The sequence below is a fragment of the Brotonthovivens ammoniilytica genome (assembly GCF_025566885.1).
GTDB classification, from domain to species: domain Bacteria; phylum Bacillota; class Clostridia; order Lachnospirales; family Lachnospiraceae; genus Brotonthovivens; species Brotonthovivens ammoniilytica.
In genome coordinates this window covers 263,990-287,723 of sequence record NZ_JAOQJQ010000005.1, presented here as the reverse complement: position 1 = coordinate 287,723, position 23,734 = coordinate 263,990, and the positions used below count along the sequence as shown (strand labels likewise).

Annotated in this window: 21 protein-coding genes; 18 read left to right on the top strand and 3 right to left on the bottom strand. The window is 43.2% G+C overall.

The genetic code is table 11. The features are described from left to right. Positions 1 to 137 precede the first annotated feature (137 nt). The 5 genes from OCV88_RS12965 to OCV88_RS12945 are packed head-to-tail and all read left to right on the top strand — an operon-like array spanning position 138 to position 4,433. On the top strand, positions 138 to 686 hold the full coding sequence (locus OCV88_RS12965) for a cupin domain-containing protein (RefSeq protein WP_158425862.1): 549 nt from the start codon (positions 138 to 140) through the stop codon (positions 684 to 686). 13 nt (positions 687 to 699) lie between these two features. Next, the gene (locus tag OCV88_RS12960) at positions 700 to 1,773 is read left to right on the top strand and encodes an ABC transporter ATP-binding protein (protein ID WP_158425861.1); all 1,074 of its coding nucleotides are present in this window, start codon (positions 700 to 702) and stop codon (positions 1,771 to 1,773) included. Beyond that, on the top strand, positions 1,766 to 2,584 hold the full coding sequence (locus OCV88_RS12955) for an ABC transporter permease (RefSeq protein ID WP_158425860.1): 819 nt from the start codon (positions 1,766 to 1,768) through the stop codon (positions 2,582 to 2,584). Before OCV88_RS12960 ends, OCV88_RS12955 begins: the two co-directional genes overlap by 8 nt. Next, positions 2,578 to 3,375, top strand: a complete 798-nt coding sequence (locus OCV88_RS12950; RefSeq protein WP_158425859.1) for an ABC transporter permease — start codon at positions 2,578 to 2,580, stop codon at positions 3,373 to 3,375. Before OCV88_RS12955 ends, OCV88_RS12950 begins: the two co-directional genes overlap by 7 nt. Continuing rightward, positions 3,360 to 4,433 (top strand): ABC transporter substrate-binding protein, encoded by a 1,074-nt coding sequence (locus OCV88_RS12945; protein WP_158425858.1) that lies wholly within the window; start codon positions 3,360 to 3,362, stop codon positions 4,431 to 4,433. The genes OCV88_RS12950 and OCV88_RS12945 overlap by 16 nt, the downstream gene beginning before the upstream one ends. An 89-nt stretch (positions 4,434 to 4,522) precedes the next feature. Here the strand turns inward: OCV88_RS12945 and OCV88_RS12940 are convergent, their stop codons facing one another. Continuing rightward, positions 4,523 to 6,808, bottom strand: coding sequence for an LTA synthase family protein (locus OCV88_RS12940; protein ID WP_158425857.1), 2,286 nt, complete (start codon positions 6,806 to 6,808; stop codon positions 4,523 to 4,525). Positions 6,809 to 7,604: 796 nt separating this feature from the next. Between OCV88_RS12940 and aspS the strand changes: the two genes are divergently transcribed. The 10 genes from aspS (at position 7,605) to OCV88_RS12890 (ending at position 18,778) form a co-directional block, all read left to right on the top strand. Beyond that, the gene (gene aspS / locus OCV88_RS12935; protein ID WP_158425856.1) at positions 7,605 to 8,936 is read left to right on the top strand and encodes an aspartate--tRNA(Asn) ligase; all 1,332 of its coding nucleotides are present in this window, start codon (positions 7,605 to 7,607) and stop codon (positions 8,934 to 8,936) included. 12 nt (positions 8,937 to 8,948) lie between these two features. Further along, the gene (gene gatC, locus OCV88_RS12930) at positions 8,949 to 9,242 is read left to right on the top strand and encodes an Asp-tRNA(Asn)/Glu-tRNA(Gln) amidotransferase subunit GatC (RefSeq protein WP_158425855.1); all 294 of its coding nucleotides are present in this window, start codon (positions 8,949 to 8,951) and stop codon (positions 9,240 to 9,242) included. Between the two features lie 20 nt (positions 9,243 to 9,262). Then, positions 9,263 to 10,726 carry an Asp-tRNA(Asn)/Glu-tRNA(Gln) amidotransferase subunit GatA gene (gene gatA, locus OCV88_RS12925; protein ID WP_158425854.1) on the top strand — a complete coding sequence of 488 codons (1,464 nt, stop codon included), beginning with the start codon at positions 9,263 to 9,265 and terminating at the stop codon, positions 10,724 to 10,726. 12 nt (positions 10,727 to 10,738) lie between these two features. Further along, positions 10,739 to 12,172 (top strand): Asp-tRNA(Asn)/Glu-tRNA(Gln) amidotransferase subunit GatB, encoded by a 1,434-nt coding sequence (gene gatB, locus OCV88_RS12920; RefSeq protein ID WP_158425853.1) that lies wholly within the window; start codon positions 10,739 to 10,741, stop codon positions 12,170 to 12,172. 22 nt (positions 12,173 to 12,194) lie between these two features. After that, positions 12,195 to 13,028, top strand: a complete 834-nt coding sequence (locus OCV88_RS12915; RefSeq protein WP_158425852.1) for an arylamine N-acetyltransferase family protein — start codon at positions 12,195 to 12,197, stop codon at positions 13,026 to 13,028. 46 nt (positions 13,029 to 13,074) lie between these two features. Continuing rightward, positions 13,075 to 14,640, top strand: coding sequence for an ATP-dependent Clp protease ATP-binding subunit ClpX (gene clpX / locus OCV88_RS12910; RefSeq protein ID WP_158425851.1), 1,566 nt, complete (start codon positions 13,075 to 13,077; stop codon positions 14,638 to 14,640). Positions 14,641 to 14,722: 82 nt separating this feature from the next. Next, positions 14,723 to 16,480: a S8 family peptidase gene (locus OCV88_RS12905; RefSeq protein ID WP_262591281.1), complete on the top strand. Its 1,758-nt coding sequence runs from the start codon at positions 14,723 to 14,725 to the stop codon at positions 16,478 to 16,480. Between the two features lie 86 nt (positions 16,481 to 16,566). Continuing rightward, a complete protein-coding gene (locus tag OCV88_RS12900) occupies positions 16,567 to 16,962 on the top strand; it encodes a hypothetical protein (RefSeq protein WP_158425850.1) in 396 nt (131 codons plus the stop codon). Between the two features lie 213 nt (positions 16,963 to 17,175). Further along, positions 17,176 to 17,517, top strand: a complete 342-nt coding sequence (locus tag OCV88_RS12895) for a PadR family transcriptional regulator (protein WP_158425849.1) — start codon at positions 17,176 to 17,178, stop codon at positions 17,515 to 17,517. Then, entirely contained in the window at positions 17,504 to 18,778 is a 1,275-nt protein-coding gene (locus OCV88_RS12890; protein ID WP_262591280.1) for an FtsW/RodA/SpoVE family cell cycle protein, read from the top strand. Before OCV88_RS12895 ends, OCV88_RS12890 begins: the two co-directional genes overlap by 14 nt. A 52-nt stretch (positions 18,779 to 18,830) precedes the next feature. Here the strand turns inward: OCV88_RS12890 and OCV88_RS12885 are convergent, their stop codons facing one another. Further along, positions 18,831 to 19,481, bottom strand: a complete 651-nt coding sequence (locus OCV88_RS12885) for a Crp/Fnr family transcriptional regulator (protein ID WP_262591279.1) — start codon at positions 19,479 to 19,481, stop codon at positions 18,831 to 18,833. Between the two features lie 113 nt (positions 19,482 to 19,594). Further along, positions 19,595 to 20,101 (bottom strand): DUF5721 family protein, encoded by a 507-nt coding sequence (locus OCV88_RS12880; RefSeq protein ID WP_158425846.1) that lies wholly within the window; start codon positions 20,099 to 20,101, stop codon positions 19,595 to 19,597. Positions 20,102 to 20,397: 296 nt separating this feature from the next. Between OCV88_RS12880 and OCV88_RS12875 the strand changes: the two genes are divergently transcribed. From OCV88_RS12875 to OCV88_RS12865, 3 genes are all read left to right on the top strand, one after another. Beyond that, positions 20,398 to 21,708 (top strand): M18 family aminopeptidase, encoded by a 1,311-nt coding sequence (locus tag OCV88_RS12875; RefSeq protein WP_158425845.1) that lies wholly within the window; start codon positions 20,398 to 20,400, stop codon positions 21,706 to 21,708. 60 nt (positions 21,709 to 21,768) lie between these two features. Next, a complete protein-coding gene (locus OCV88_RS12870) occupies positions 21,769 to 22,929 on the top strand; it encodes a transglutaminase domain-containing protein (protein WP_158425844.1) in 1,161 nt (386 codons plus the stop codon). 84 nt (positions 22,930 to 23,013) lie between these two features. After that, on the top strand, positions 23,014 to 23,523 hold the full coding sequence (locus OCV88_RS12865; RefSeq protein ID WP_158425843.1) for a flavin reductase: 510 nt from the start codon (positions 23,014 to 23,016) through the stop codon (positions 23,521 to 23,523). Positions 23,524 to 23,734: the final 211 nt, after the last annotated feature.

Sequence of the window (23,734 nt, the reverse complement as noted above, 5' to 3'; positions counted from 1 at the left end):
TACAGACATTGATTTTGCGGCAGTCCTTTTGTTGTACAGCAGGAATCGTTTATATGGCTGTACTAATAATAATACTTGACTTTAAGTTTATTATATGTATAATTTAGGGAGGCTTATTAAAGATAGAGGAGATAAAAATGGATGTCAATACACAAATCGGACAGAAAATCAGAGATTTAAGAAACCAGAATGGTCTGACCCAGCAGGAGCTGGCAGACAGGACAGAGCTGACGAAAGGATATATTTCTCAGCTTGAGCGGGGACAGGTTGCACCTTCTGTTGCTACACTGTTGGATTTGATTGAGTGTCTTGGCAGTACAGCGTCCGAGTTTTTTAAGGAAACTGGAAATGAACAGATAGTATTTAGAGAACAGGATTATTTTGAGAAAATAGATGATGATGGAAACAGTATTCAATGGACGGTTCCGGCCGCTCAGAAAAATCAGATGGAGCCGCTTCTTGTGAAGCTTTGTCCCGGGATGGCTCTGCCGGAGGATAAACCTCATGACGGTGAAGAATATGGTTTTGTGATAGAAGGAAAGATACAGCTGCATCTTGGAGATCAGATTTATACGGTACAGAAAGGGGAATCCTTTTATTTTGCGGCGGGAAGGGAACATTATATAGAAAATCCAGGAACGCAGGAAGCGAAACTGGTATGGGTGAGCACGCCCCCAAGCTTTTAACCGGAGGATAAAAATGGAACATACTATTTTAAAACTAGAGCATATTTCAAAATCGTTTGATGATAAAATGATTTTAAAGGATTTGAATCTGGAGATTGGAAGAAATGAGTTTATAACACTTCTGGGGCCGTCAGGATGCGGAAAGACAACAACACTGCGCATCATCGGCGGATTTGAGGTTCCAGATCAGGGAAGTGTTATATTTGAAGGAAAAGATATTACAAAAGTCAGTCCGGATAAACGGCATATTAATACGGTATTTCAGAAATATTCTCTTTTTTCCCATATGACTGTTGCAGATAATATTGCCTTTGGTCTGAAATTGAAAAAGAAGGACAGGCATTATATTGAAGAGAAAATCAGGTATGCGCTAAAACTGGTTGACCTAGAAGGGTATGAAGGCAGGAGACCAGTATCTTTAAGCGGGGGCCAGCAGCAGCGGGTTGCCATTGCCAGAGCTATTGTCAACGAACCGGAGATTCTTCTTTTAGATGAACCTTTAGGCGCGCTGGATTTAAAGCTGCGGCAGGATATGCAGCGGGAGCTCATTAAAATTAAAAATGAGCTGGGAATTACTTTTGTCTATGTTACCCATGACCAGGAAGAGGCGCTGACGATGTCGGACCGGATTGTCGTGATGAATCAGGGGCTGATACAGCAGATGGGTACGCCGGTTGATATATACAATGAACCCCAGAATGCATTTGTGGCGGATTTTATCGGGGACAGCAATATCATTGACGGTGTGATGCCAAAGGATTGTCTGGTAGAGATTCTAGAGCGCCCCTTTATCTGTGTGGATACCGGATTTGGGACTAATGAGAATGTGGATGTGGTAATCAGGCCTGAGGATGTGGTGATCCGGGAGCAGGGAAAGGGAATTTTGGATGGCCAGGTTCTGTCTGTTCTCTTTAAAGGCGTGCATTATGAAATGAAGATACGTGCCGGCGGATTTGACTGGATGGTACATTCGACACTTCCGGCTCAGCCGGGGGCCTGTGTGGGACTTTATGTGGAGCCGGAAAATATTCAGATTATGCATAAACCGGCATCTGAAGCAGAAGAGGTAGTAAAAAAAGATGAGTAAAAGAAAATTTCTTGCGTCACCTTATATTATATGGATGATCGGGTTTACCATTCTGCCCCTGATTATGATTATCGGGTATGGCGTCACGGACGGGAGCGGAACGGTTACCTTATCTAACATACTTGCGATTTTCAACCCTATCCACCGCAAGGCGCTGCTGCTGTCATTGGCGCTGGCCGCCTGTTCAACGGGAATATGCCTGGCCATCGCTTTTCCGCTGGCGCTGGTACTGAGAAATTTAAACTTCAATAAAAAGGGGTTTATTACATTAATTGTGATTCTTCCCATGTGGATGAATTTTATGCTGCGAGTACTGGCCTGGCAGGTAATACTGGCTGAAAACGGAATATTAAATATGGCCCTTGGATGGCTGGGAATAGAGCCTCTCCATATTATGTATACACCTGTGGCAGTTATGATCGGAATGATTTATGACTATCTGCCGTTTATGATACTGCCTATTTATAATGCAGTGTCTAATATCAGAGAAGATGTGGTGGAAGCGGCCAGAGATCTGGGAGCTGATAATTCAGTTGTACGCAGAAAAATTATTTTTCCCCTTTCGCTGCCAGGAATTATCAGCGGCATCACAATGGTATTTGTTCCCTCTTTGACAGAATTTGTTGTGCCCAATATTCTAGGAGGAGGAAAGGTGCTGCTGATCGGCAATGTGATTGAACAGGAGTTTACCCAGAGTATGAACTGGAATTTAGGTTCTGGACTTTCAGTTGCCCTGATGGTATTTATTATTATCAGTATGTTGTTTACTTTGAAAAATGATTCAGAAGATGGCGGGTCACTTGTATGGTAAAGAGATTTTTTAACAGATTTTATTTAATATTAATTTTGGCTTTTCTATATGTACCGATTCTGGTGCTTGTGCTGTTATCCTTTAATGCCTCAAGATCTAGAGTAATGTGGGGGGGATTTACTCTGGAATGGTATGGAGAAATGTTTGCAAACAGTCAGATTATGGAAGCTCTGGGAACAACCGTGGTACTGGGATTGAGCTCTGCAGCGCTGGCCACTCTCATTGGACTGGCCGGAGCTTTAGGAATAGATGCCATGAGAAAAAGGGGTTATTCTCTTACACTGGGGCTTGGAAATATTACACTGCTGAATGCAGATATTGTAACCGGAATTGCTCTGATGCTCTGGTTTGCCAGGTTTATGAAACTGGGTTACAGCAGTGTGCTCTTTGCACATATTACTTTTTGTGTGCCTTATGTACTTCTCAGCATTCTTCCAAGACTGCGGCAGATGGATATCAGTATTTATGAAGCAGCCAGAGATCTTGGGGCTAACACATTGACCGCATTTGTAAAGGTGATTATTCCGCAGATTTTACCGGCGGTAGTTTCTGGATTTTTTATGGCGCTTACTATGTCCATGGATGATTTTGTTGTGACCTACTTTACAAAAGGAGCAGGAATCAATACATTATCCACAATGATTTACAGTCAGGTACGGAAAGGAATAAAGCCTGAAATGTATGCGCTGTCTACTGTGATTTTTGCTGCAGTGCTGATTGTACTTCTTCTGGTAAATTATGTGCCGCAGATTGCAGAGAGAAGGAGGAAACGTATATGCGCAGGAGGTTAGCATCAGTACCTGTACTTTTGGGTGCGGCGGCGTTTTTGACAGCAGGAGCTTCGGGCTGTGCAGGAGACACAGATGTGACAGGTTCTGCAAAAGAGACATTGACGGTATTTAATTATGGAGAATATATGGATCCTGAAGTACTGGACCTGTTTGAGGAGGAGACTGGAATTGCCATTGAATATGAAGAGGCGCTGACGCCGGAGGAGATGTATTCCAAATACAGTTCCGGTGTGATACAGTATGATCTGCTGTGTTCTACAGATTATATGATTGACAAGCTGATCAGAGACGGAGAGGTTCAGAAGGTTGATTTTGACAGTTTTGAGTACAGTCAGAATATCGGGGAAGAGTTCTGGGGATTTTCCACTGCTTTTGACCCGGATAATGAATATGCGCTTCCTTATTTCTGGGGAACCATAGGTATTTTATATGACAGTACAAAAGTAGAGGTACCCCACAGCTGGGACGCGCTTTTTAATGGCAGCAACGCCGGGGAAATTATTATGCAGGACAGTATGCGTGACAGTTTTATGGTGGCCCTAAAAGCCCTTGGGTATTCTATCAATACAAGTGATGAGGGAGAACTCAGAAAAGCCCAGGAGCTGCTGTTAAAACAAAAACCGGATGTTCAGGCATATCTTGTTGATGCGGCCAGAGATGAGGTGGTGGCTGGAAATGCAGACATGGCCATTGTATATTCCGGGGAAGCATACCTGGGCCGGGAATATAATCCGGATCTTCAATATGTAGTTCCAAAGGAAGGGACTAATATCTGGATGGACAGCTGGGTTATGACAAAGGAGTGTGACAACCCGCAGGCTGCGGCAAAGTTTTTGGATTTTCTCTGCAGAGAGGATATTGCAGAGATGAATTTTGATTATATTTATTATTCAACACCTAATCAGGCGGTTATTGATCAGATGGATGAGGAACTTCGCAGTGATGAGAATATTGTGCCGGATACCTCAAAACTGACAAACAGCGAAGTGTGTGTTCAGTCTGATGCGGATATTACCGAATTATATAATGAACTGTGGAAAGAAATAAAAGCAGAATAATATTGTTAGGAAAATTTTTAAATAAAAAATACCTTCTGTCCTGAAAAGCAGGATGGAAGGTATTTTTTTGACTTATAAAAAGCCGGGAGCTAATCATTTAACAAATCCTCATCTACCTGCTTGATGGTAGAGTGAATGGCATCTGTAATAGATTTTTTTGTTTTCGAATTTTTAGTTTTGCTGTTCTTTTGACTGCCGTTATCTGCCTGATTGTTTGTATCCGTCTCTGTGCTTTCTTCGGAATCTTTGTTTTTAAGAATATCCGGAAGCACATAGGTTACTTCGTTGGATGAACGGAAAACGGTATCGCTAGATCCCATCTGATTTACCACAAGAGTATCACCGTCTGCAACGTCATCAAGATAAATCTGTACCGCTTTGTCGGAAATATAGCTGGTTGAAACTTTTTTTCCATTTACAAAAACCTTGCTCCAGGGGGTAAAATTTTCACCCCGGATAATCAGCTTTGTTTGATTAAAGTTGACATAATAGTCTGTCAGGCGGGTATCCTCTACACCCATTTCCATATCTGTGGCAGGATATAGGTCTTCTTCGTTGTATGCATAGCGTTTGCCATATAAAAGGTCATATTGTAAAAGCTGTAAATTTTTAAGATATTTTCTTTCGTTTAGGGACTTTTTAGCAAGGGCATTTTGATGATACCGGAAAATGGTGCCTTCATGGATGCCAAGCTGGTCTGTAATGTAAGCCATCAGCTGATAAGAGGTAAGATCTTTGTCTTTCTTTTCCAGTCCAAAGTTATTCCAGGTGTAATAGCGTGTTTTGTAAAGATCTCCGCTTTTCATATCGTCATCTGTCAGTCCCATGGTGGGCAGATGGTCTCCGTAAAGCACAAGAATTGTTTTTTCATCACGTTTGGAAAGCTGGTCAATTAAATCGCTGACAAACTGGTCTACCTGGTATACCTCATTTACATAATATTCCCACTGGTAATTTTTTTCTTCTGTCTCGCCGCCGGTTACTTTTACTTCCGGATCGTCAAATACTTTATAGCCGGGATAATTGCCATGGCTCTGTACAGTAATGGTATACAGGAAATCAGGCTGATTTTCACTGTAATCCATTGCTTTTTGGGTTTCTTCCAGCAGAATGTGGTCCGCCGGCCAGGAATGAATTTCGTTGTATTCAAGAATATTCATCATTTCTTTACAGGTATAAGTATCAAATCCCATATTTGCAAAGACTTTTGCCCGGCTGTAAAAGTTCCCGCCGTTATTGTGAAGGGCGTGGGTGCTGTATCCAAGATCAGACAGATCGCTGGCAGCGCTTTCGCAGGAAGTCTCTTTCAGTACGGTTTTGTAAGGATATTCGCCAAGTCCAAAGTACTGGATGCCAAGTCCGGTGAGAACTTCGAACTCTGTATTAACAGTACCTGCGCCGACGATGGGAACCGTCAGGTATCCGGTAGTATAGTTCTTTTGAAGACTGCGCAGTGTCGGAATGGGATCTTTGGACATTTTCAGGAACTTTATTTCCTCAGGGTCCACCAAGGATTCCAGCTGGACAAAAATAATGTTAGGCATATCTTCCTTGGAGACAGAAGTATCTTTTGTTTTAACGGAGTCTAAAATATTGTCAATGGTATCTTGTGAGTAGTTGGAGGGCTCCCGCATACCGGTATCTACTGTGCTGGCTGTGAAGCTGTAGACAAAACCGTAATCAGAATATCCCTGAGCCAGATTACCAAAATACCCGGCAAGAATGCCGTTGTGAATAGCGGCTTTTGTAATAAAAGGAACTGCGGCTATTGCAATACCCAGAAAAATCAAATTTCTGATACGATGAATCTTTTCCTTATAAAAAGGACCTTTGATAGCAAACAAAATAAGAAAAATAACAACCAGTGCCAAAGCCACAACAACAGCAACGCCCTGGCCCACAGAAAAGTACTGGCTGTCTTTCATAGACAGCAGATCACCCACCAGCTTTAAGTCTGTAAAGTTAAAGGGGGTAACTCTAGAAGCCAGAACACATCCGTTAACAATTCCCAGCAGAAGCCAGAAAATAGAGATAATAATACGGAACAGACCCCGGTGACGGAACAGGTAAGGAATCAGCAGCGTCACAAAAATCAAAAGGGCATTGTACAGGAATACCAGCGGGCTGTGGTAAACAAAAGACAATGCCGAGTGAAGAGACCGTCTGGATATCCATTCGATAACAAAGATCAGAATGCAGGAAAGTATTCCGTGTACAATCAGAGAGTATTTTTCAAGAAACTGAGCATACTTATTTTCTGAAAGATCAGGAAACTGGATAAGATTCCAGATAGAACGAATACGTTCCCGAAATGAATGTTTCCTGCGTCTGTTATCAGAAATAATGATTGGTTTATCTTTTTTCCGAAATTGCATGATTCATAATCTCCCTTTTTAAATGTAAAATTCAGAAATCGTTTTCGTACGGTACGTTCAAATCTCGCTCTCGCAAGACTGTGTGCGCGATTGGGGTCAGCTTTGCTGACAATATTCTATTCCCAAGCGCTGCACATCTGATATATTATAATATTGATGATATGCAGATCAATGTATTCTGTTTTTGGTATGTTGAAACTTATGAGATCGTAACTCCAAAAAAAGAAAATGTCAATATTCAACTTCTACTAATGATAGGGGATGATTATGAAGATATTGTGAAGAAAAAGTTAATAAAATCCAAGTTATTTTGTGTATAAAATTGTAATATTCCGGAAAAATGAATGGGAGAAGTTGTAAAAGAACTTGAAAACTTTGAAACCATATGATAAGATGAAAAAATCTACAGGAATAAGTAATTTTTATATTAAAAAGGCATAGAAAGAGACTCTAATCTTCAGACATCGACAGGAATACAGCGTCACCGACTGAGAGCGCTGTTTGAAAGAGGAGATAAAGGGAACACTCTGGAGCCGACAGACTGAAAGTGGTAAATTTCAGTAGGTCTGTACGTGGGATGCGCGTTAAGCATTTGAGTGGGAAAATAAAACATTTATTTTCCAATGCGGGTGGTACCGCGGGATTAGCATCAAAGATCTCGCCCTGAAATACAGCTTTTGTATTTCAGGGCGTTTTGTTTTACAGGAACATGCTTCCTGTAAAAATAAAAACACTCTGCGGGAGTCCTAAGGGGCTTAGCCGTTTTTCTATTATTCAGGAAAAGGAGAATACAAACATGGAATTTATGACAGGTGTAAATCAAAAAGACACGTTGGAAATCAGTGAAATTCTTGCCGGAGATTTGGAAGGAAAAACAGTAAAAGTAAGAGGTGCAGTGCATACCATTCGTGATATGGGTGACGTGGCTTTTATTGTTCTCAGAAAACGAGAAGGTCTTATGCAGTGCGTATATGAGGCGGGAGTATCTGCTTTTGATTTAAAGGATGTAAAAGAAGCCGCAACTGTAGAAGTTAAGGGTGTAGTGGGCAAAGAGGACCGGGCGCCAAATGGTTTTGAAGTGCGGATTCAGACCATCAGCATTCTGTCTGAGCCGGCTGAGGCAATGCCCCTGCAGATTTCCAAGTGGAAATTAAATACGTCTCTGGAAGCTAAATTAAACAACCGGGCAGTTTCTCTGCGAAATGTGCGGGAGCGGGCCAAATTTAAAATACAGGAGGCCGTTGTAAAAGGATTCCGTGATTTCTTATATAAAGAAGGATTTACAGAAATTCATACGCCGAAAATCGGTGCGAAGGGTGCAGAAGGCGGAGCTAATATTTTCAAACTGGAATATTTCCACCGCCCGGCAATTTTAGAGCAGAGTCCTCAGTTTTATAAGCAGATGATGGTTGGTGTATTTGACCGTGTATTTGAAACTGCTCCGGTATTCCGTGCAGAAAAACACAATACAAAACGCCATTTAAATGAATATACCAGTCTGGATTTTGAGATGGGATATATTGACAGCTTTGAAGATATTATGGCCATGGAGACGGGATTTTTACAGTATACAGTCAATCTGCTGAAAACAGAGTATGCAAAGGAGCTGAATATTTTAAAGATTGAGCTTCCCAATGTAGATCAGATTCCCTGTGTGCGTTTTGATGAGGCAAAACAGAAGGTATCCGAAAAATATAACAGACAGATCAGAAATCCATACGATCTGGAGCCGGAAGAGGAGCATCTGATTGGACAGTATTTTAAAGAGGAATGCGGTGCGGATTTTGTGTTTGTAACCCACTATCCTTCTAAAAAGCGTCCTTTCTATGCCATGGATGATCCGGCAGATGAAACTTATACGTTAAGCTTTGATCTTTTGTTTAAGGGCATGGAGATTACAACCGGCGGTCAGCGTATTCATGATTATCAGATGCTTCTTGATAAAATTGAAAAACGGGGTATGACAACGGAGGGAATGGATCATTATTTAAGCGCATTTAAATTCGGGATGCCTCCTCACGGCGGCCTTGGAATCGGACTTGAGCGTCTCACCATGCAGCTGATCGGTGAAGAAAATGTGAGAGAGACAACACTGTTCCCACGTGATTTAAGCAGACTTGAACCATAGGAGGAAACTATTATGGCGAACATTATCAGTGATGAAACAATTGAATATGTAGGGATTCTGGCGAAGCTGGAGCTTTCTAAAGAAGAGAAAGAGCAGGCGAAAAAAGATATGGGAAGCATGCTGGATTACATTGATAAATTAAATGAGCTGGATACATCCGGTGTGGAGCCCATGTCTCACGTATTTCCTGTGAACAATGTATTCCGTGAAGATGTGGTTGTAAACGGCGATGAGCACGAAAAAACACTTGCAAATGCTCCAGCCAAGAAAGCACAGAGCTTTAAAGTGCCCCGTACGGTTGAATAAAGAAAAGGAGAGACTTGAGAATGGACTTAACAGGTTTAACTGCTGTTGAATTAGGCAGAAAAATACAGGCAAAAGAAGTGACAGTCCTTGATGCGGTCAGGGCTGTCCTGGATCAGATTAAAAAATCAGAAGAAAAAGTGAATGCATATGTAACCGTTGACGAAGCGGGAGCATTAAAAAGAGCAGAAGAAGTTCAGAAAAAAATAGACGCGGGAGAATTAAAGGGACCTCTGGCAGGTGTTCCTGCAGCCATTAAAGATAATATGTGTACAGAGGGGCTTTTGACTACCTGCAGTTCTAAAATTCTGGGGAATTTTGTTCCCACCTATACATCAGAGGCTGTGAAAAATCTGGAAGCGGCAGGTGCGGTAATTATCGGAAAAGCGAATATGGATGAATTTGCCATGGGAAGTACAACAGAGACTTCTGCATATGGGGAAACAAAGAATCCATGGAACACAGAACATGTGCCGGGAGGCTCATCCGGCGGTTCCTGCGCGGCAGTGGCAGCTGAAGAGTGTATTTTTGCGCTGGGCTCCGATACTGGAGGCTCTATCCGCCAGCCAAGCTCCTTCTGTGGAGTTACCGGTATTAAGCCTACCTATGGTACAGTATCCCGTTACGGACTTATTGCTTACGGTTCTTCTTTAGATCAGATCGGCCCGGTGGCAAAAGATGTCACAGACTGCGCCACAATCCTGGAGGTGATTTCTTCTCACGATACAAAAGATTCTACCTCAGTAAAAAGAGAGGACCTGGATTTTACGTCTGCTCTTTTGGATGATGTAAAAGGCATGAAAATCGGGATTCCAAGAGACTATCTGGGAGAGGGTCTGGATCCGGAAGTGAAGGACGCAGTATTAAAAGCAGCGAAAGTATTAGAAGAAAAGGGAGCTGTTGTGGAGGAGTTTGACTTAAGTCTGGCAGAATATGCCATTCCTGCCTATTATGTTATCGCTTCCGCAGAAGCAAGCTCAAACCTGGCCCGGTTTGACGGAATCAAATACGGATATCGGACAGAAGAGTACGAAGGACTCCATAACATGTACAAAAAGACACGTTCGGAAGGGTTTGGTCCAGAAGTAAAACGGAGGATTATGCTGGGGTCTTTTGTTTTAAGCTCCGGTTATTATGATGCATATTACCTGAAAGCACTGCGCACAAAAGCGCTGATTAAACAGGCCTTTGACCGAGCATTTGAAACATATGATGTGATTCTTGGACCGGCGGCGCCTACTACAGCGCCTAAGCTTGGGGAATCCCTGGCTGATCCCATCAAGATGTATCTGGGAGATATTTATACAATTTCTGTGAATCTTGCAGGACTTCCGGGTATTTCTGTTCCCTGCGGAACAGATAAAAAGGGACTGCCTATTGGACTGCAGCTTATAGGAGACTGTTTCCAGGAGAAAAAGATAATCCGCGCAGCGTACAGCTTTGAACAGAGCCGTTCTTATCAGAGATGTCCGCTGGCAGAGATGTAGGAGGTGCGCAGCATGAGTAAACAATATGAAACAGTCATTGGACTGGAGGTCCATGTAGAGCTGGCAACAAAAACAAAAATTTTCTGCGGCTGTTCCACCGAGTTTGGCGGCGCGCCAAATACACATACCTGCCCGGTCTGCACCGGTATGCCGGGCTCTCTTCCTGTGTTAAATAAGCAGGTAGTAGAATATGCCATTGCCGTGGGGCTGGCAACCAACTGCCAGATTACACAGTATTGTAAATTTGACCGTAAAAATTATTTTTACCCGGATAATCCGCAGAACTATCAGATTTCACAGCTGTATCTGCCTATCTGCAGAAATGGCGGTGTGGAAATTGAGACGGCGGCAGGTAAAAAGACCATTGGAATCCATGAAATTCATATGGAAGAAGACGCCGGAAAGCTGATTCATGATGAGTGGGAGAACTGCTCTTTGGTTGACTATAACCGTTCAGGAGTGCCTCTTATTGAGATTGTATCTGAGCCGGATATGCGTTCAGCAGAGGAAGTTATTGCCTATCTGGATAAGCTAAGACTTATTATCCAGTATCTGGGAGCCTCTGACTGTAAACTGCAGGAGGGCTCCATGCGTGCGGATGTGAACCTGTCAGTGAGAGAAGTGGGAGCCGCAGAGTTCGGAACCCGTACCGAAATGAAGAACCTAAACTCCTTTAAAGCCATAGCCAGAGCCATTGAGGGAGAGCGTGCCCGTCAGATTGAACTGATCGAAGAAGGAAAACAGGTGGTTCAGGAAACCAGAAGATGGGATGACAATAAAGAATATTCTTATGCAATGCGTTCCAAAGAAGATGCCCAGGATTACCGGTACTTCCCGGAACCAGATCTGGTGCCTGTTGTAATCAGTGATGAATGGCTGGAGCGTATCCGGGCAAATCAGCCGGAGCTTCGGACAGAAAAGCTGGAGCGTTATAAAAAAGAATACGATATTCCGGATTATGATGCCGAGATTATTACAGGTTCTAAGAAAATGGCGGATATCTTTGAAGCCACCACTGCAATCTGCGGCAAACCAAAGAAAGTATCTAACTGGCTGATGGTAGAAACTATGCGTTTGTTAAAGGAAAATGATATGGAGCCGGAACAGATTGCATTTTCACCGGAAAATCTGGCAAAACTCATTGAGCTGACGGAAGCAGGCACTGTAAACAGTACAGTTGCTAAAGAAGTATTTGAAGAAGTATTTAAAAATAATATTGATCCGAATCAGTATGTGGAAGAAAAAGGACTGAAAACAGTCAATGATGAGGGCGCTTTAAGGAGTACCATTGAACAGATTATCAAGGATAATCCGCAGTCAGTAGAAGATTACCGCAACGGAAAGAAAAAAGCCATTGGATTTTTAGTTGGCCAGACAATGAAAGCAATGAAAGGAAAAGCAAATCCAGGCATGGTAAATCAGATTCTTCAGGAACTGCTGCAGTAACCGGATTTTGCTAAGGATAAAAATGGGATATCTGACATTTACGGATAAGCAGATTGAAAAATATCTGGAGCGTATTGGATATCAGGGTACGGTGACGCTGACAAAAGAGACGCTGGATCAAATTATTTATGCACATCAATGTACCGTCCCCTTTGAAAATCTGGACGTATACGATTTTCATAAGACGATTTACCTGGATGCGGAGCATTTGTTTGAAAAACTGGTTTTGAACCACAGGGGCGGGTATTGCTTTGAGACTAATGGTCTGTTTTTTGGAATGATAAATTCTATGGGATTTGATGCATATCCGTGTCTCTGCCGGGTGATGTTTGGAGTAGAAGAACCGAAAGATCATGAAATAGATCACAGGGCGTCTATTGTTACCGTTGACGGTAAGAAATGTTTCTGTGAGGCAGGTATCGGAGGCGCCATGCCTCCGGGTGCCCTAGAGATCGGAGAGGATCACTGGCAGCTGATGCACGGGGAGGAATTTTGTACCAGAACCATTGAGCCCGGATGGTATGGAACTATTCGAAGGCTAAAACCGGAACATGATATCTATGATGACTGGCGTCATTTAAGGGAACGCTTGGAAATTATGTTTTCTATGACTCCGGTCCATGAGGTTGACTATGCAAATCTGAATTTTGCACTGTCACAGTCGCCGGATTCCATGTTTCGTCAGCGGCGGGTGGTGAATCTGAGAACAAAAAATGGGTACCGGGCTTTGACCGATGAGGTTTACCGGGAAGTTATAGATGGAAAACGCACAGAACGTAAACTGGCCCCGGAAGAGATTCCTGCGCTGCTGAAAGAAAAATTTGCTCTGGATATTCGGGAGCCTCTGCGTTTTTAAGTGAAACAAAATAACATAAACTAGTGGAATTTATATGGAGAAAAGTATGTCGGAAAAAGATAGGATAGATGACAGGACTGAAAAAGAGGCTGTAAAACCGGCGGATGATAAACAAGATGAATATGAAGAAGTCTGCTATATCTGCCACAGACCGGAGAGCAAAGCAGGGAAAATGATTCATATTCCCAATAACATTTGTATCTGCCCGGATTGTATGCAGAGGACTTTTGACAGTATGAATCAGATGGGCGGATTTCCGGGAATGGAAGGCTTTCCGATGTTTCCGGGAATGGCTCCGGTTTCTAAAGAGAGCAAAAGCCAGTCTTCAGATGATGAGAAACAGGAAACTGCCAAAGAGCAGGCAGGCAGCGGTCTGAATCTGGGTGAGCTGTTATCCTCCGGAAAGATACCGAATATCAGTCTTGTGAATATGGCTGATCTGCAGGGAATGATGGGAAATCAGCAGAGAGTGAAAAAGAAAAAGCCGAAAGACCAGAAAAATGAAGAGCCTGTTTTGGATATTAAAAAGATTCCGGCACCGCATAAGATAAAGGCCAGCCTGGATGATTATGTTGTGGGACAGCAGTATGCCAAAAAGGTGATGTCTGTTGCGGTGTATAATCATTATAAACGTGTGGCTTCCGGTTATCAGGACGGGATAGAAATTGAGAAGTCCAATATGCTGATGGTGGGGCCCACCGGTTCCGGAAAAACATATCTGGTAAAGACACTGGCAAGACTTCTGGATGTGCCGCTGGCAATTGCAGATGCTACTTCACTGACAGAAGCAGGTTATATCGGTGATGATATAGAAAGTGTGCTGTCAAAGCTTTTAGCAGCTGCAGATAATGATGTGGAAAAGGCAGAGCGCGGGATTGTCTATATTGATGAAATTGATAAACTGGCTAAAAAGAAAAATGCCAATCAAAGAGACGTCAGCGGAGAGTCTGTACAGCAGGGAATGTTAAAGCTGTTAGAAGGTGCAGAAGTGGAAGTGCCTGTAGGAGCAAGCAGTAAAAATGCAATGGTTCCTATGACAACCATTGATACCACAAATATTTTATTTATCTGCGGCGGCGCATTTCCTGGTCTTGAAGAGATTATTAAAGAACGTTTGAACAAACATTCTTCCATGGGATTTATGGCTGATCTGAAAGATAAATATGATGATGACGAAAATATTCTTATGAAAGTGACTACAGAGGATATCAGAAAATTTGGCATGATTCCGGAATTTATCGGCCGTCTGCCCATACTATTTTCCCTGGAAGCGCTGTCTGAGGAAATGCTGGTTCAGATTTTAAAAGAACCGAAAAATGCCATTATCAAACAGTATAAAAAACTGCTGGAATTAGATGAGGTACAGCTTGAGTTTGATGACGATGCTCTTTGCGCCATTGCAAAAAAAGCAAAAGAAAAAAATGTAGGTGCCAGAGCGCTCCGTTCTATTATTGAGGAATTTATGCTGGATATTATGTATGAAATTCCAAAGGATGATAATATCGGAAAAGTTTTAATCACAAAAAATTATATTGAAAATACCGGAGGTCCTGTGATAACTATGCGCGGCTGTCCGGAACTGGAAATGAAAGAGAATCCGGCTGAATCTTAAGCTTTAAATTTGCCGGAAACAGGAATAGGAAGCAAAAGCCCTGCATAAAATGATGCAAATCATTTTATGCAGGGCTTTTCATTTGGAAAAACAACAAAAAAAATTAGACAGAACAGATGGGGAGACAGATAAATTGGCCGCCTGCCAGGTAACAGATTGTCAGATTCCCGTATATTCAGAAGATTATTATGATCTGATTATTGATTACAATGGCGTGGTTCAATATGTAGTTCCGGACTGTATACAGAAAATCAGCGCCAATTATGAGGTGGGATATTATCCCAATGCCAGTTATGCGCCTCTAAATATACAGGATTATACGTATACTGCAATTCCCAACTGCTATACCCTGACAGATACATCGGCATTAGAAGCCAGCCGGATTCTGACACTGCAGAATCAGCCTACACTGAACTTAAAAGGAAGAGGCGTTTTGATGGGATTTCTGGATACAGGCATTGATTACCAGAATCCGCTGTTTCAGTACAGTGACGGGACCACAAGGATTAAAGCGATCTGGGATCAGTCTCTGCCGGAAGGAACTGCTCCGGAGGGATTTATCTATGGAAGTCTGTACACAGAAGAGGAAATTAATGAAGCCTTAGCCTCGCCGGAACCTCTGGAAGTAGTACCTTCTACTGATACCAACGGACACGGGACTTTTCTGGCGGGAGCAGCGGCAGGTGGAGAAAATACTGCTGAAAATTTTATTGGTGCAGCACCCGAGTCGGTGCTGGCGGTGGTGAAATGTAAGGAAGCAAAGCAGCATCTGCGGGATTTTTATTTTATTAAAGATGGCGTGCCCTGTTATCAGGAGAATGATCTGATGGCAGCGGTGGCGTGGCTGAATCAGCTGGCGGATGAGCTGGATATGCCTTTGGTAATCTGTGTGGGAATGGGGACTACCATGGGGGCTCACGATGGAAACGGGCCGCTGTCTTCCTTTATCAATGATGTGGGCCTGAGAAGACGGCGGGTTATTACGGTTTCCGTTGGAAACGAGGCCAACGCCAGGCGTCACTACTGGGGACAGGATGCCCGGCAGGGCAGCAGCATTGATGTGGAAATTTCTGTGGCAGGGGGAGTGAAAGGTTTTACCATGGAATTTTGGGCCATAGCCCCGGAGCTGTACCAGATTATGATTCTGTCTCCTACAGGAGAACTGCTGCCGGCAAGTGCAGGGCAGATCGGAGGAAGAGAAGAATATACCTTTCTTTTTGAAAATACAACAGTTTCTGTAGACTATGGAATTGTAGGGGTGCGGTGGGCAAATCAGCTGATCTTTGTCCGGATGGAGAATCCTCTGCAGGGTATCTGGACCATCCGGGTGGTACCTAAGCAGACGATCACCGGGGAATTTCATATGTGGCTTCCCATGACAGACTTTCTTACCGGAGATGTGTTTTTTCTTCGGTCAAATCCGGATGTAACCGCTACCTCTCCGTCCTTTGCGCCTTCTGCTATTTCCGTCGGTGCATATCAGACGGCGGGGGAGAGTTTGTATCCGGATTCCGGAAGGGGATTTAGCATGACGGGAATTATCAAACCGGAGCTAGTGGCGCCGGGGGTTGATATACAGGGGCCCGGGCTTCGAAATCGTTTGATACGGATGACCGGAACCAGTGCAGCGGCGGCCATTACTGCCGGGGCATGTGCACAGCTGCTGCAGTGGGGGATTGTAGACGGAAACTATGTTACCTTAAATTCCACCGAAATCAATAATATTTTAATCCGGGGGGCCAGAAGGAATCCGGACCGGAGTTATCCTAACCGTGAATGGGGATATGGCATTTTAGATGTTTATGAGGCGCTGAATCGACTGAGAAATGTGGTGATTTAAGAAAGTTTTAAGATTATTGATGCCGATTTTTTTACTTTGAAGGGATAGAATAAAAAAAAGAGAGCAGAGGGAAGGAAGGATGACGGATGAAAAAAACATGGAAAATGTTTGTTACAGATACAGGATTAAATTCCTATCAGAATGAAATGCTGGAGCAGCGGGATTTTTACCGGATACTTGTTTTCTTGCAGAATAGTTTCAGGGGACGGATTTCTGAGAAAAAAGCGGGCCGTAAATCTTTTCTTTACTTTCTGGTAAATGCTCTTCAACAGGAGAAACAAAAAAATGAATCAGAGAATAGAAATCAGGTGGAAGAATATGATGGTAACATACGTGTATATTATATTGATGGTACTCCCATTTATATTGGGTGGTGTGCTTGCAGCGGAGTGTCTATCACTGCGCAGAATGCAACTGGAAATCAGAAAATTGCGGAAATAGCAGGATTGATTCAGAACCATGATATCTGGTGGAACAGGTAACCGCTTCAGATGAAAAATAAGAAACAGATCGTACAGGATAAAAAAGGTGTACGGTCTGTTTTTTTTGTGTAATATACTAAGAGGTAATACTTCTGTTCTTGACAGTGAAAATAAATGGTATTAATATATAGACAATCTATATCAGATATGGGATGACTTCCGTCTCTCTGCAGATAGTAAGGGAGCGGATCCAGGAAAGAATAAGGAGTAATTATGGCTGTTGATAAGGCGTTGATTTCCGGAAGTACAGCAATGCTTTTGCTGAAATTATTGTCGGAAAAAGATATGTACGGATATGAAATGATTGATACTTTAAAACTGCGTTCCAATGACATTTTTGAACTGAAGGCCGGAACTTTGTATCCTCTGCTGCATTCTTTAGAGGAGAAGCGCTGTCTGGCTTCTTATGAAAAAGAAGTTTTAGGAAAAACGAGAAAATATTATCGAATTACCAAAACAGGAAGAAAGTTTCTGAAGGGGAAGGAAGACGCCTGGAAAGATTATGCACAGGCCGTGGAGCAGGTGCTTGGAGGAACGAGTTATGCAGCTGGATGAATATCTTGATCAGGTGACAGAGCAGATTAGGTGCAGAAAGGTTCGGGAAGATGTCCGGGATGAGATTGGAAAACATATACAGGATCAAAAGGAAGCTTTCAGGAAGCGGGGGATTGACAAGGAGGCTGCTCTGAGGATGGCTGTGATAGAAATGGGGGATCCTGTCAGTGTCGGGGTTATGCTTGACCGGATTCACAGGCCTAAAATGGACTGGCGGATGCTTGGGATTATCGGCAGTTTAAGCCTTATTGGAATGCTGATTCAGAGTATGTTTACCACCAAAGGAGGCGGTATGGCTGCTCTTTTTTCAGAACGTCTGCCGGTGGTGGGCCTTGGTATTGTACTGATGATTCTCATCTGTGTGGCAGATTACAGTTTTATCGGGCGGCACGCCAGGAAATTATTCTGGTGCTGTACGGGAATTGTAGTGTATCTGTATTTGTTTGGCAGATCCGTAAATGGCACGTTAGGTCCAGAGCAGCTGTGGATGTATTTATATATTCCACTGTATGCCGCGGTGCTGTTTCAGTGCAGAAAGGGCGTAAAAGGAATCGTTGCCGGGGTAATCTATGGAATCATTCCTGTGGCAGGCGCAGTATATATTGGCGGGACTGTAGTATTTATCAATCTTTTATTTATTGAACTGGTTTTGTTTTCTGTATTTATCTGGAAGCAGATGGCATTAAAACGGCACAGAAGAAAACGGCTGATTTTTGGGGCCTGGATGACGGTTTTTGCGGTGGGATTTTTGGCGCTGGTATCCAAATCTTATCGCATTGCACGATTTGTGACGTTTTTTCAGTATCATAATATGGAAGGGCAGTCATCACGGGGACAGATTTTGAATATCTTAAACAATTCCCTGATGGCAAAAGGAAGCGCAGGAGCAGAGGTTCCACTGAGTAATCCCCAGGCAGATTATGTGATTACTTCCCTGATTCATCAGAAGGGGTATCTGGCAGCGCTGCTGGTTCTGGGAGTACTGACAGTATTTTTTATCAAGACAGCAGGGATTATAAAGGAGCAGAAAAATCAGCTGGGGTATCTGATGGCGGCAGGCTGCAGTCTGTTTTTTGTTGTTCAGACGGCGGAGTATCTGCTGATGAATCTGGGACTGATTCCGGGTATGTTTGGGACGCTGCCGTTTTTGTCTTACGGCAATCACACCACAATTTTGATGTATGTATTATCCGGTGTTCTGCTGAGTACCTACCGATACAAAGATGTTGTAACAGACCGGCAGTTTCTGGCGAGTTCTTAAAAAAAGGAAGGCTGTAAAATCATCTGGAGCGATGATTTTGCAGCCTCCCTTTTTAGTTGGTATTCAGTATGGTTACTTTAGTTCCTTCTGTGGAAATAAGCTCCGCCAATTTCATCTGTTTTAGTTCGCGCATCATGGCGCTTCTGTCCACGCAAAGATAGTTTGCAAGGCTTGTATATGACATGGGAAGTTGAATAGGATTTTTTCCCTGCAGCTTCTGCAGGTAAGAAAAGTACATCATAAGCTTGCTTCTCATATTACGCTGACTGAGGATGTTTAAGTGCAGCGTCTGCTGTTGAGACTTTTTTGCGGTCAGGCAAAACAGATTACTTACCAGCTGACTATGATGAAGACAGGCATTTTCACAGCGTTTTACAAGATGTTCGTATTGGATAAATAAAACGGTGCATGTGCTTTCTGCTTCGATAAAATAGCCCTGTTCCCGGATGGGAAGTGTAAAGATCTCCCCAAATACATCATCCGGCTGGAAATATTCCAGAATATTACACCGGCCTTCAAAATCCAGTGTATAAAGATAGGCGGAACCATCCAGAAGGATTCCGATTTTCTCTAGATGATCTGAATAGGCCATAATTGTTTCTTTGGGCTGAAATGTTTTAGTAATTGTACCAAAACAGGCAGCCATATCTTTAATACTGCGTTCATCAATACCTGTAAACAGGGTCAAGTCTGTTAAGTTCATTGGCGGTGCCTCCATGTAAATAAGTATAAAGGAACATACTGGAAAAAGATGTTGCAATAGCAACAAATAGTGGCTGAGCAGATAATGAAACTGCGTCTGCCGGCAGATATCCTTTATATCTGCTTCTCAATGGGGATCTGGTGCTGATGAAAAAATTTCTCTACCATAAGATCCCATTCGTAATCCAGTGTTTTATCTGTAGAAAATAATTTATAGGAAATTCCTGTAGTGCAGATCAGCTTCTGGTTTTTATAAGTAAGATTTATAAACATTCCGGATACATCGGCTGCTGTAAATCCACTGCCGCTTCGCTCTATGGTATGCCGCATATTTTCCGGGGAAAGCATCAGTACAAAACGGAAAGATACAGGTGTATTTTTTCCTTTGATGATAGAAAAACAGGTACTGCGCAGCTGACCGAAGGGAAGGTAGTCAAGATCCTGAAGTTTAAGCTCCTTGAGGTCGGCTTCACTGTAAAACGAATCATTGATATGACCGTCAATGGTATAGGTAACTCCTGTTGATATGGTCCCTTCTGTGAAAAGAAAATGGTCAAAGAGGGAAGTTAAAAGAAGCTGATTCATAAAATGTTTAATATCGCTGATTTCAAATGCAGTCATAAGCTCTCCTTTTTGTCTGTACTGAGTGCGGGAGGCATTGCCTCTGCTGCGGCTCATGGTAAAAGTTTATCATAAAAACTAAAAAAAGAGAACTGTCTATTAAATGTGAGTAAAGCCATGCCCAAAATGCGGTCCGGCCCGGGAAGGTAAGTGCTAAAAGCCGCCGTGCCCGGCCGGGGCATATTCTGATTCGAAGGAGTGGCCGGTGCACTTCAAAGGGTGGAAAAACCGCCAGGGATGTAGTAAAATAAAAATCAGGTTTTTGGTAAAAGAACTTATCATAAAGGAGCATTATCATGGAAGATCTTACATATAAAAGTCTGATGGGGCTGCTTAAGAAGTCAGTATCCCCCTATCACACTGTAATTGAAGCCCAAAAGAGACTAAAAGAATCAGGATTTAAACAGCTGCCGGCATCCGGCAGGTGGGAGCTGCAGCCCAACGGAAAGTATTTTGTGGAGTATCATGGTTCTACCATGTTTGCATTTACCATTGGAGAAGCTTATAACGGTCCGCGTATGCTGCGTATTGCCGCGGCTCATACAGACTTTCCGGGACTTGTAATCAAAAGCCGTCCGGATCTGGAAAGGGAAGGATACCGTCAGTTAAATGTGGAAGTTTATGGGGGAGCAATTTTAAATACCTGGCTGGACCGGCCTTTAAGTGCTGCGGGAAAGGTTATGCTTCGGTCTGAAAATATCTGGGAGCCTGAGGTCCGGTATGTGAATTTTGAAGAACCTTTTCTGACAATTCCCAATCTTGCTATTCATATGAACCGGGAGGTTAACAAAGGAATCGAATTAAACCGTCAGACAGATCTGCTGCCGGTAATGGGGCTTGCCGGCGAGTATTCAGATAAAGAATGCTTTCTACATGTTCTTGCAGAACATTTGAATGTAGAGAAAGAAGAAATTCTGGAATATGATCTGCGGCTGTACTGTGCGGAACCCCCGGTGATGCTTGGCAGCCATAAGGAGCTGATTTCATCCCCGCATCTGGATAATACTACCAGTGTGGAGGCTCTTTTAGAGGCTGTGACAGCGGCCGGGCAGGACAGACAGCCTGACGGAATCCGGCTGATAGCACTGTTTGATCATGAGGAAATCGGCAGCAGGACCAAGCAGGGAGCGGCTTCTATGCTGATGCCCCTGGTGATTAAAAAAATTGCTGCCGGTGCGCTGCATTTGCAGCAGAGCTTTTCCGTCAGTGAGGAAACGCTGCTGGAGGATGCCATGATGCTTTCTGTAGATGTTGCACACGGCGTTCATCCCAATTACAGCGGGAAAATGGATTTGACCAATCATCCGGTGCTTGGAGGTGGTTTCTGCATTAAGGAAGCAAGTTCTCAGTCCTATGCTACAGACTGCGGGGCCATTGCAGTTTTAAAGCAGATTTGTGAAGCGGGGGGTATACCATATCAGACCTTTGTTAACCGCTCAGATCAACCGGGAGGTGGAACCCTTGGTTCTGCGGCATCATCGTTTCTTCCAATTCCAGTTGTGGATATCGGCATTCCGCTGCTGGCCATGCATTCCGCCAGAGAGCTTATGGGCAGGAAGGATATGAAAGCGTTATCGGACTGTGTCAGACTGTTTTTTAATCTGTAAGGACGGTGAGGGGGATAAGGAAGTGTATCAATCATATAGAATAAAGGGAACGGCATCAGAATGAGAAGACAGAGAAGAAGAAAAAGAGGTTTCATGTGGCCCCTGGCCGCTGCGGTACTGGTAATCGGGTTTGGCATAGGAATCTATTGGGGAAGACAGCCCCAGGCGCCCAGCCCGGTGGAGCATCAGTCCCATGCACAGCAGCAGGAAGCGGCTTATGCATACAGCACGCTGAACGAAACTCAGCAAGAAGTCTATGACCAGATGGTTTATGCCATTGAAGAGCGGAAAGAATATGTTTCTCTTGCCACAACTGATCAGGAGGAAATGAAAAAAGTATACTGGGCAGTCAGGTATGACCACTGTGAATATTTCTGGACGGACTCTTATCGGTATGAGGTATTTACCAATCGCAAAGGAGAGACTACAGCGCTGTATTTCAGGCCGGAATATACGATGGATGAAAAGCAGCAGGCGGAGTACCAAAAGCAGATAGATGCATCGGCAGATCAGATGCTTAAAGGCATCTCAAAGGAAGCATCAGATTATGAGAAGGCCTTGTATGTTTACCGCACATTGATTGAGCAGACAGAGTATGTGGAGACTTCAGAAAACAACCAGAATATAATCAGTACATTTGTAAACCACGAGACGGTATGTCAGGGGTATTCCTATGGAGCCCAGTATCTGTTAAACCGGCTTGGGGTTGCCTGCACTACCGTCTGCGGCACCGCAGAGGGAACCAACCATTCCTGGAATTTAATTGTTATGGACGGGGAATATTATTATATGGATGTAACCTGGGGAGAGGCTGAGTACTGGGCGTCTGTGGACGGGGACGATCAGGCGGAAGGGACCAAGGATGTAGTAAACTACAGTTATTTTGGTGTCTCTGATGCAGATAAAAACTTTATCAGCCAGCATGAACCTTTTGATGATATTCCCATGCCTGAATGTACAGCCATGGAAAATAATTACTTTGTTCATGAGGGATTGTATTTTGACCAGTGGGACCAGGATCAGGCAGGCTCTGCCATCAGACTGGCCTATGAGAAGGGGCAGACATCCATTTCGTTGAAATTTGCAAATGAAGATCTGTATGATCAGGCATTTAATTATCTGATTGAGGAAAATAACTGGTCTAGATATTGTGATGAGAAACAAATTGCATATGTGGATGGTTTTGATATGAATGTTTTAATGCTGCGATTTATAAGTTGAGAAAAAGCAGTGTCAGTTAAGTTATGAAAAATGCGGGAACAAAAACGGCGCTATGGAACTTTGAAAAAGACTGGAGGAAATAGAATGAGCTTTAAAGAAATAAAACCGGAAGAACTGAAAGAAAATCCATTTACTATGATCGGGAAAGACTGGCTGTTGATTACAGCCGGTACGAAGGAGTGCTGCAATACCATGACTGCAAGCTGGGGCGGGCTTGGTGTTATGTGGGGAAAGCCGTCTGCTACAGTATATATCCGTCAGAGCCGCTATACAAAGGAGTTTGTGGATAAAGAGGAATATTTTACGATTTCTGTAATGGAAGAGTCTTACAGAGAGGCTTTGAAATTGTGCGGAACGGTATCCGGGCGGGAGTGTGATAAAATGAAAGAAGTCGGAATTTCTGCGTTTGAAATGGAAAAGAGTGTGGGAATTTCAGAAGCCAGGATTGTAATGCTGTGTAAAAAGCAGTACTGTCAGTTTATGGGGCCGGAAGGGTTTACACAGCAGGAAAATGATGAAAAGTGGTATGGGGATAAAGATTACCATACAATGTATATTGCCTCTGTGGAAAAGGTATTTATAAAAGAAGCATAAAACAGCAGCTGTAAACAGAGGAAAATGTAAATAGAAATGAAAAAGAAGGGGCGCCGGGTATTTTTGATATCCGGCGCCATTTTAGGGAGATTGAGTTATGAAAAATTTATAATAATCTTACTGATGCAGTAAGTTATTGCTGGACGCAGTTAATAATCAATGTTTTCTCTCAGTCGAAAACGAATTACGTTTTGAAATTCGTTTCCGGTGA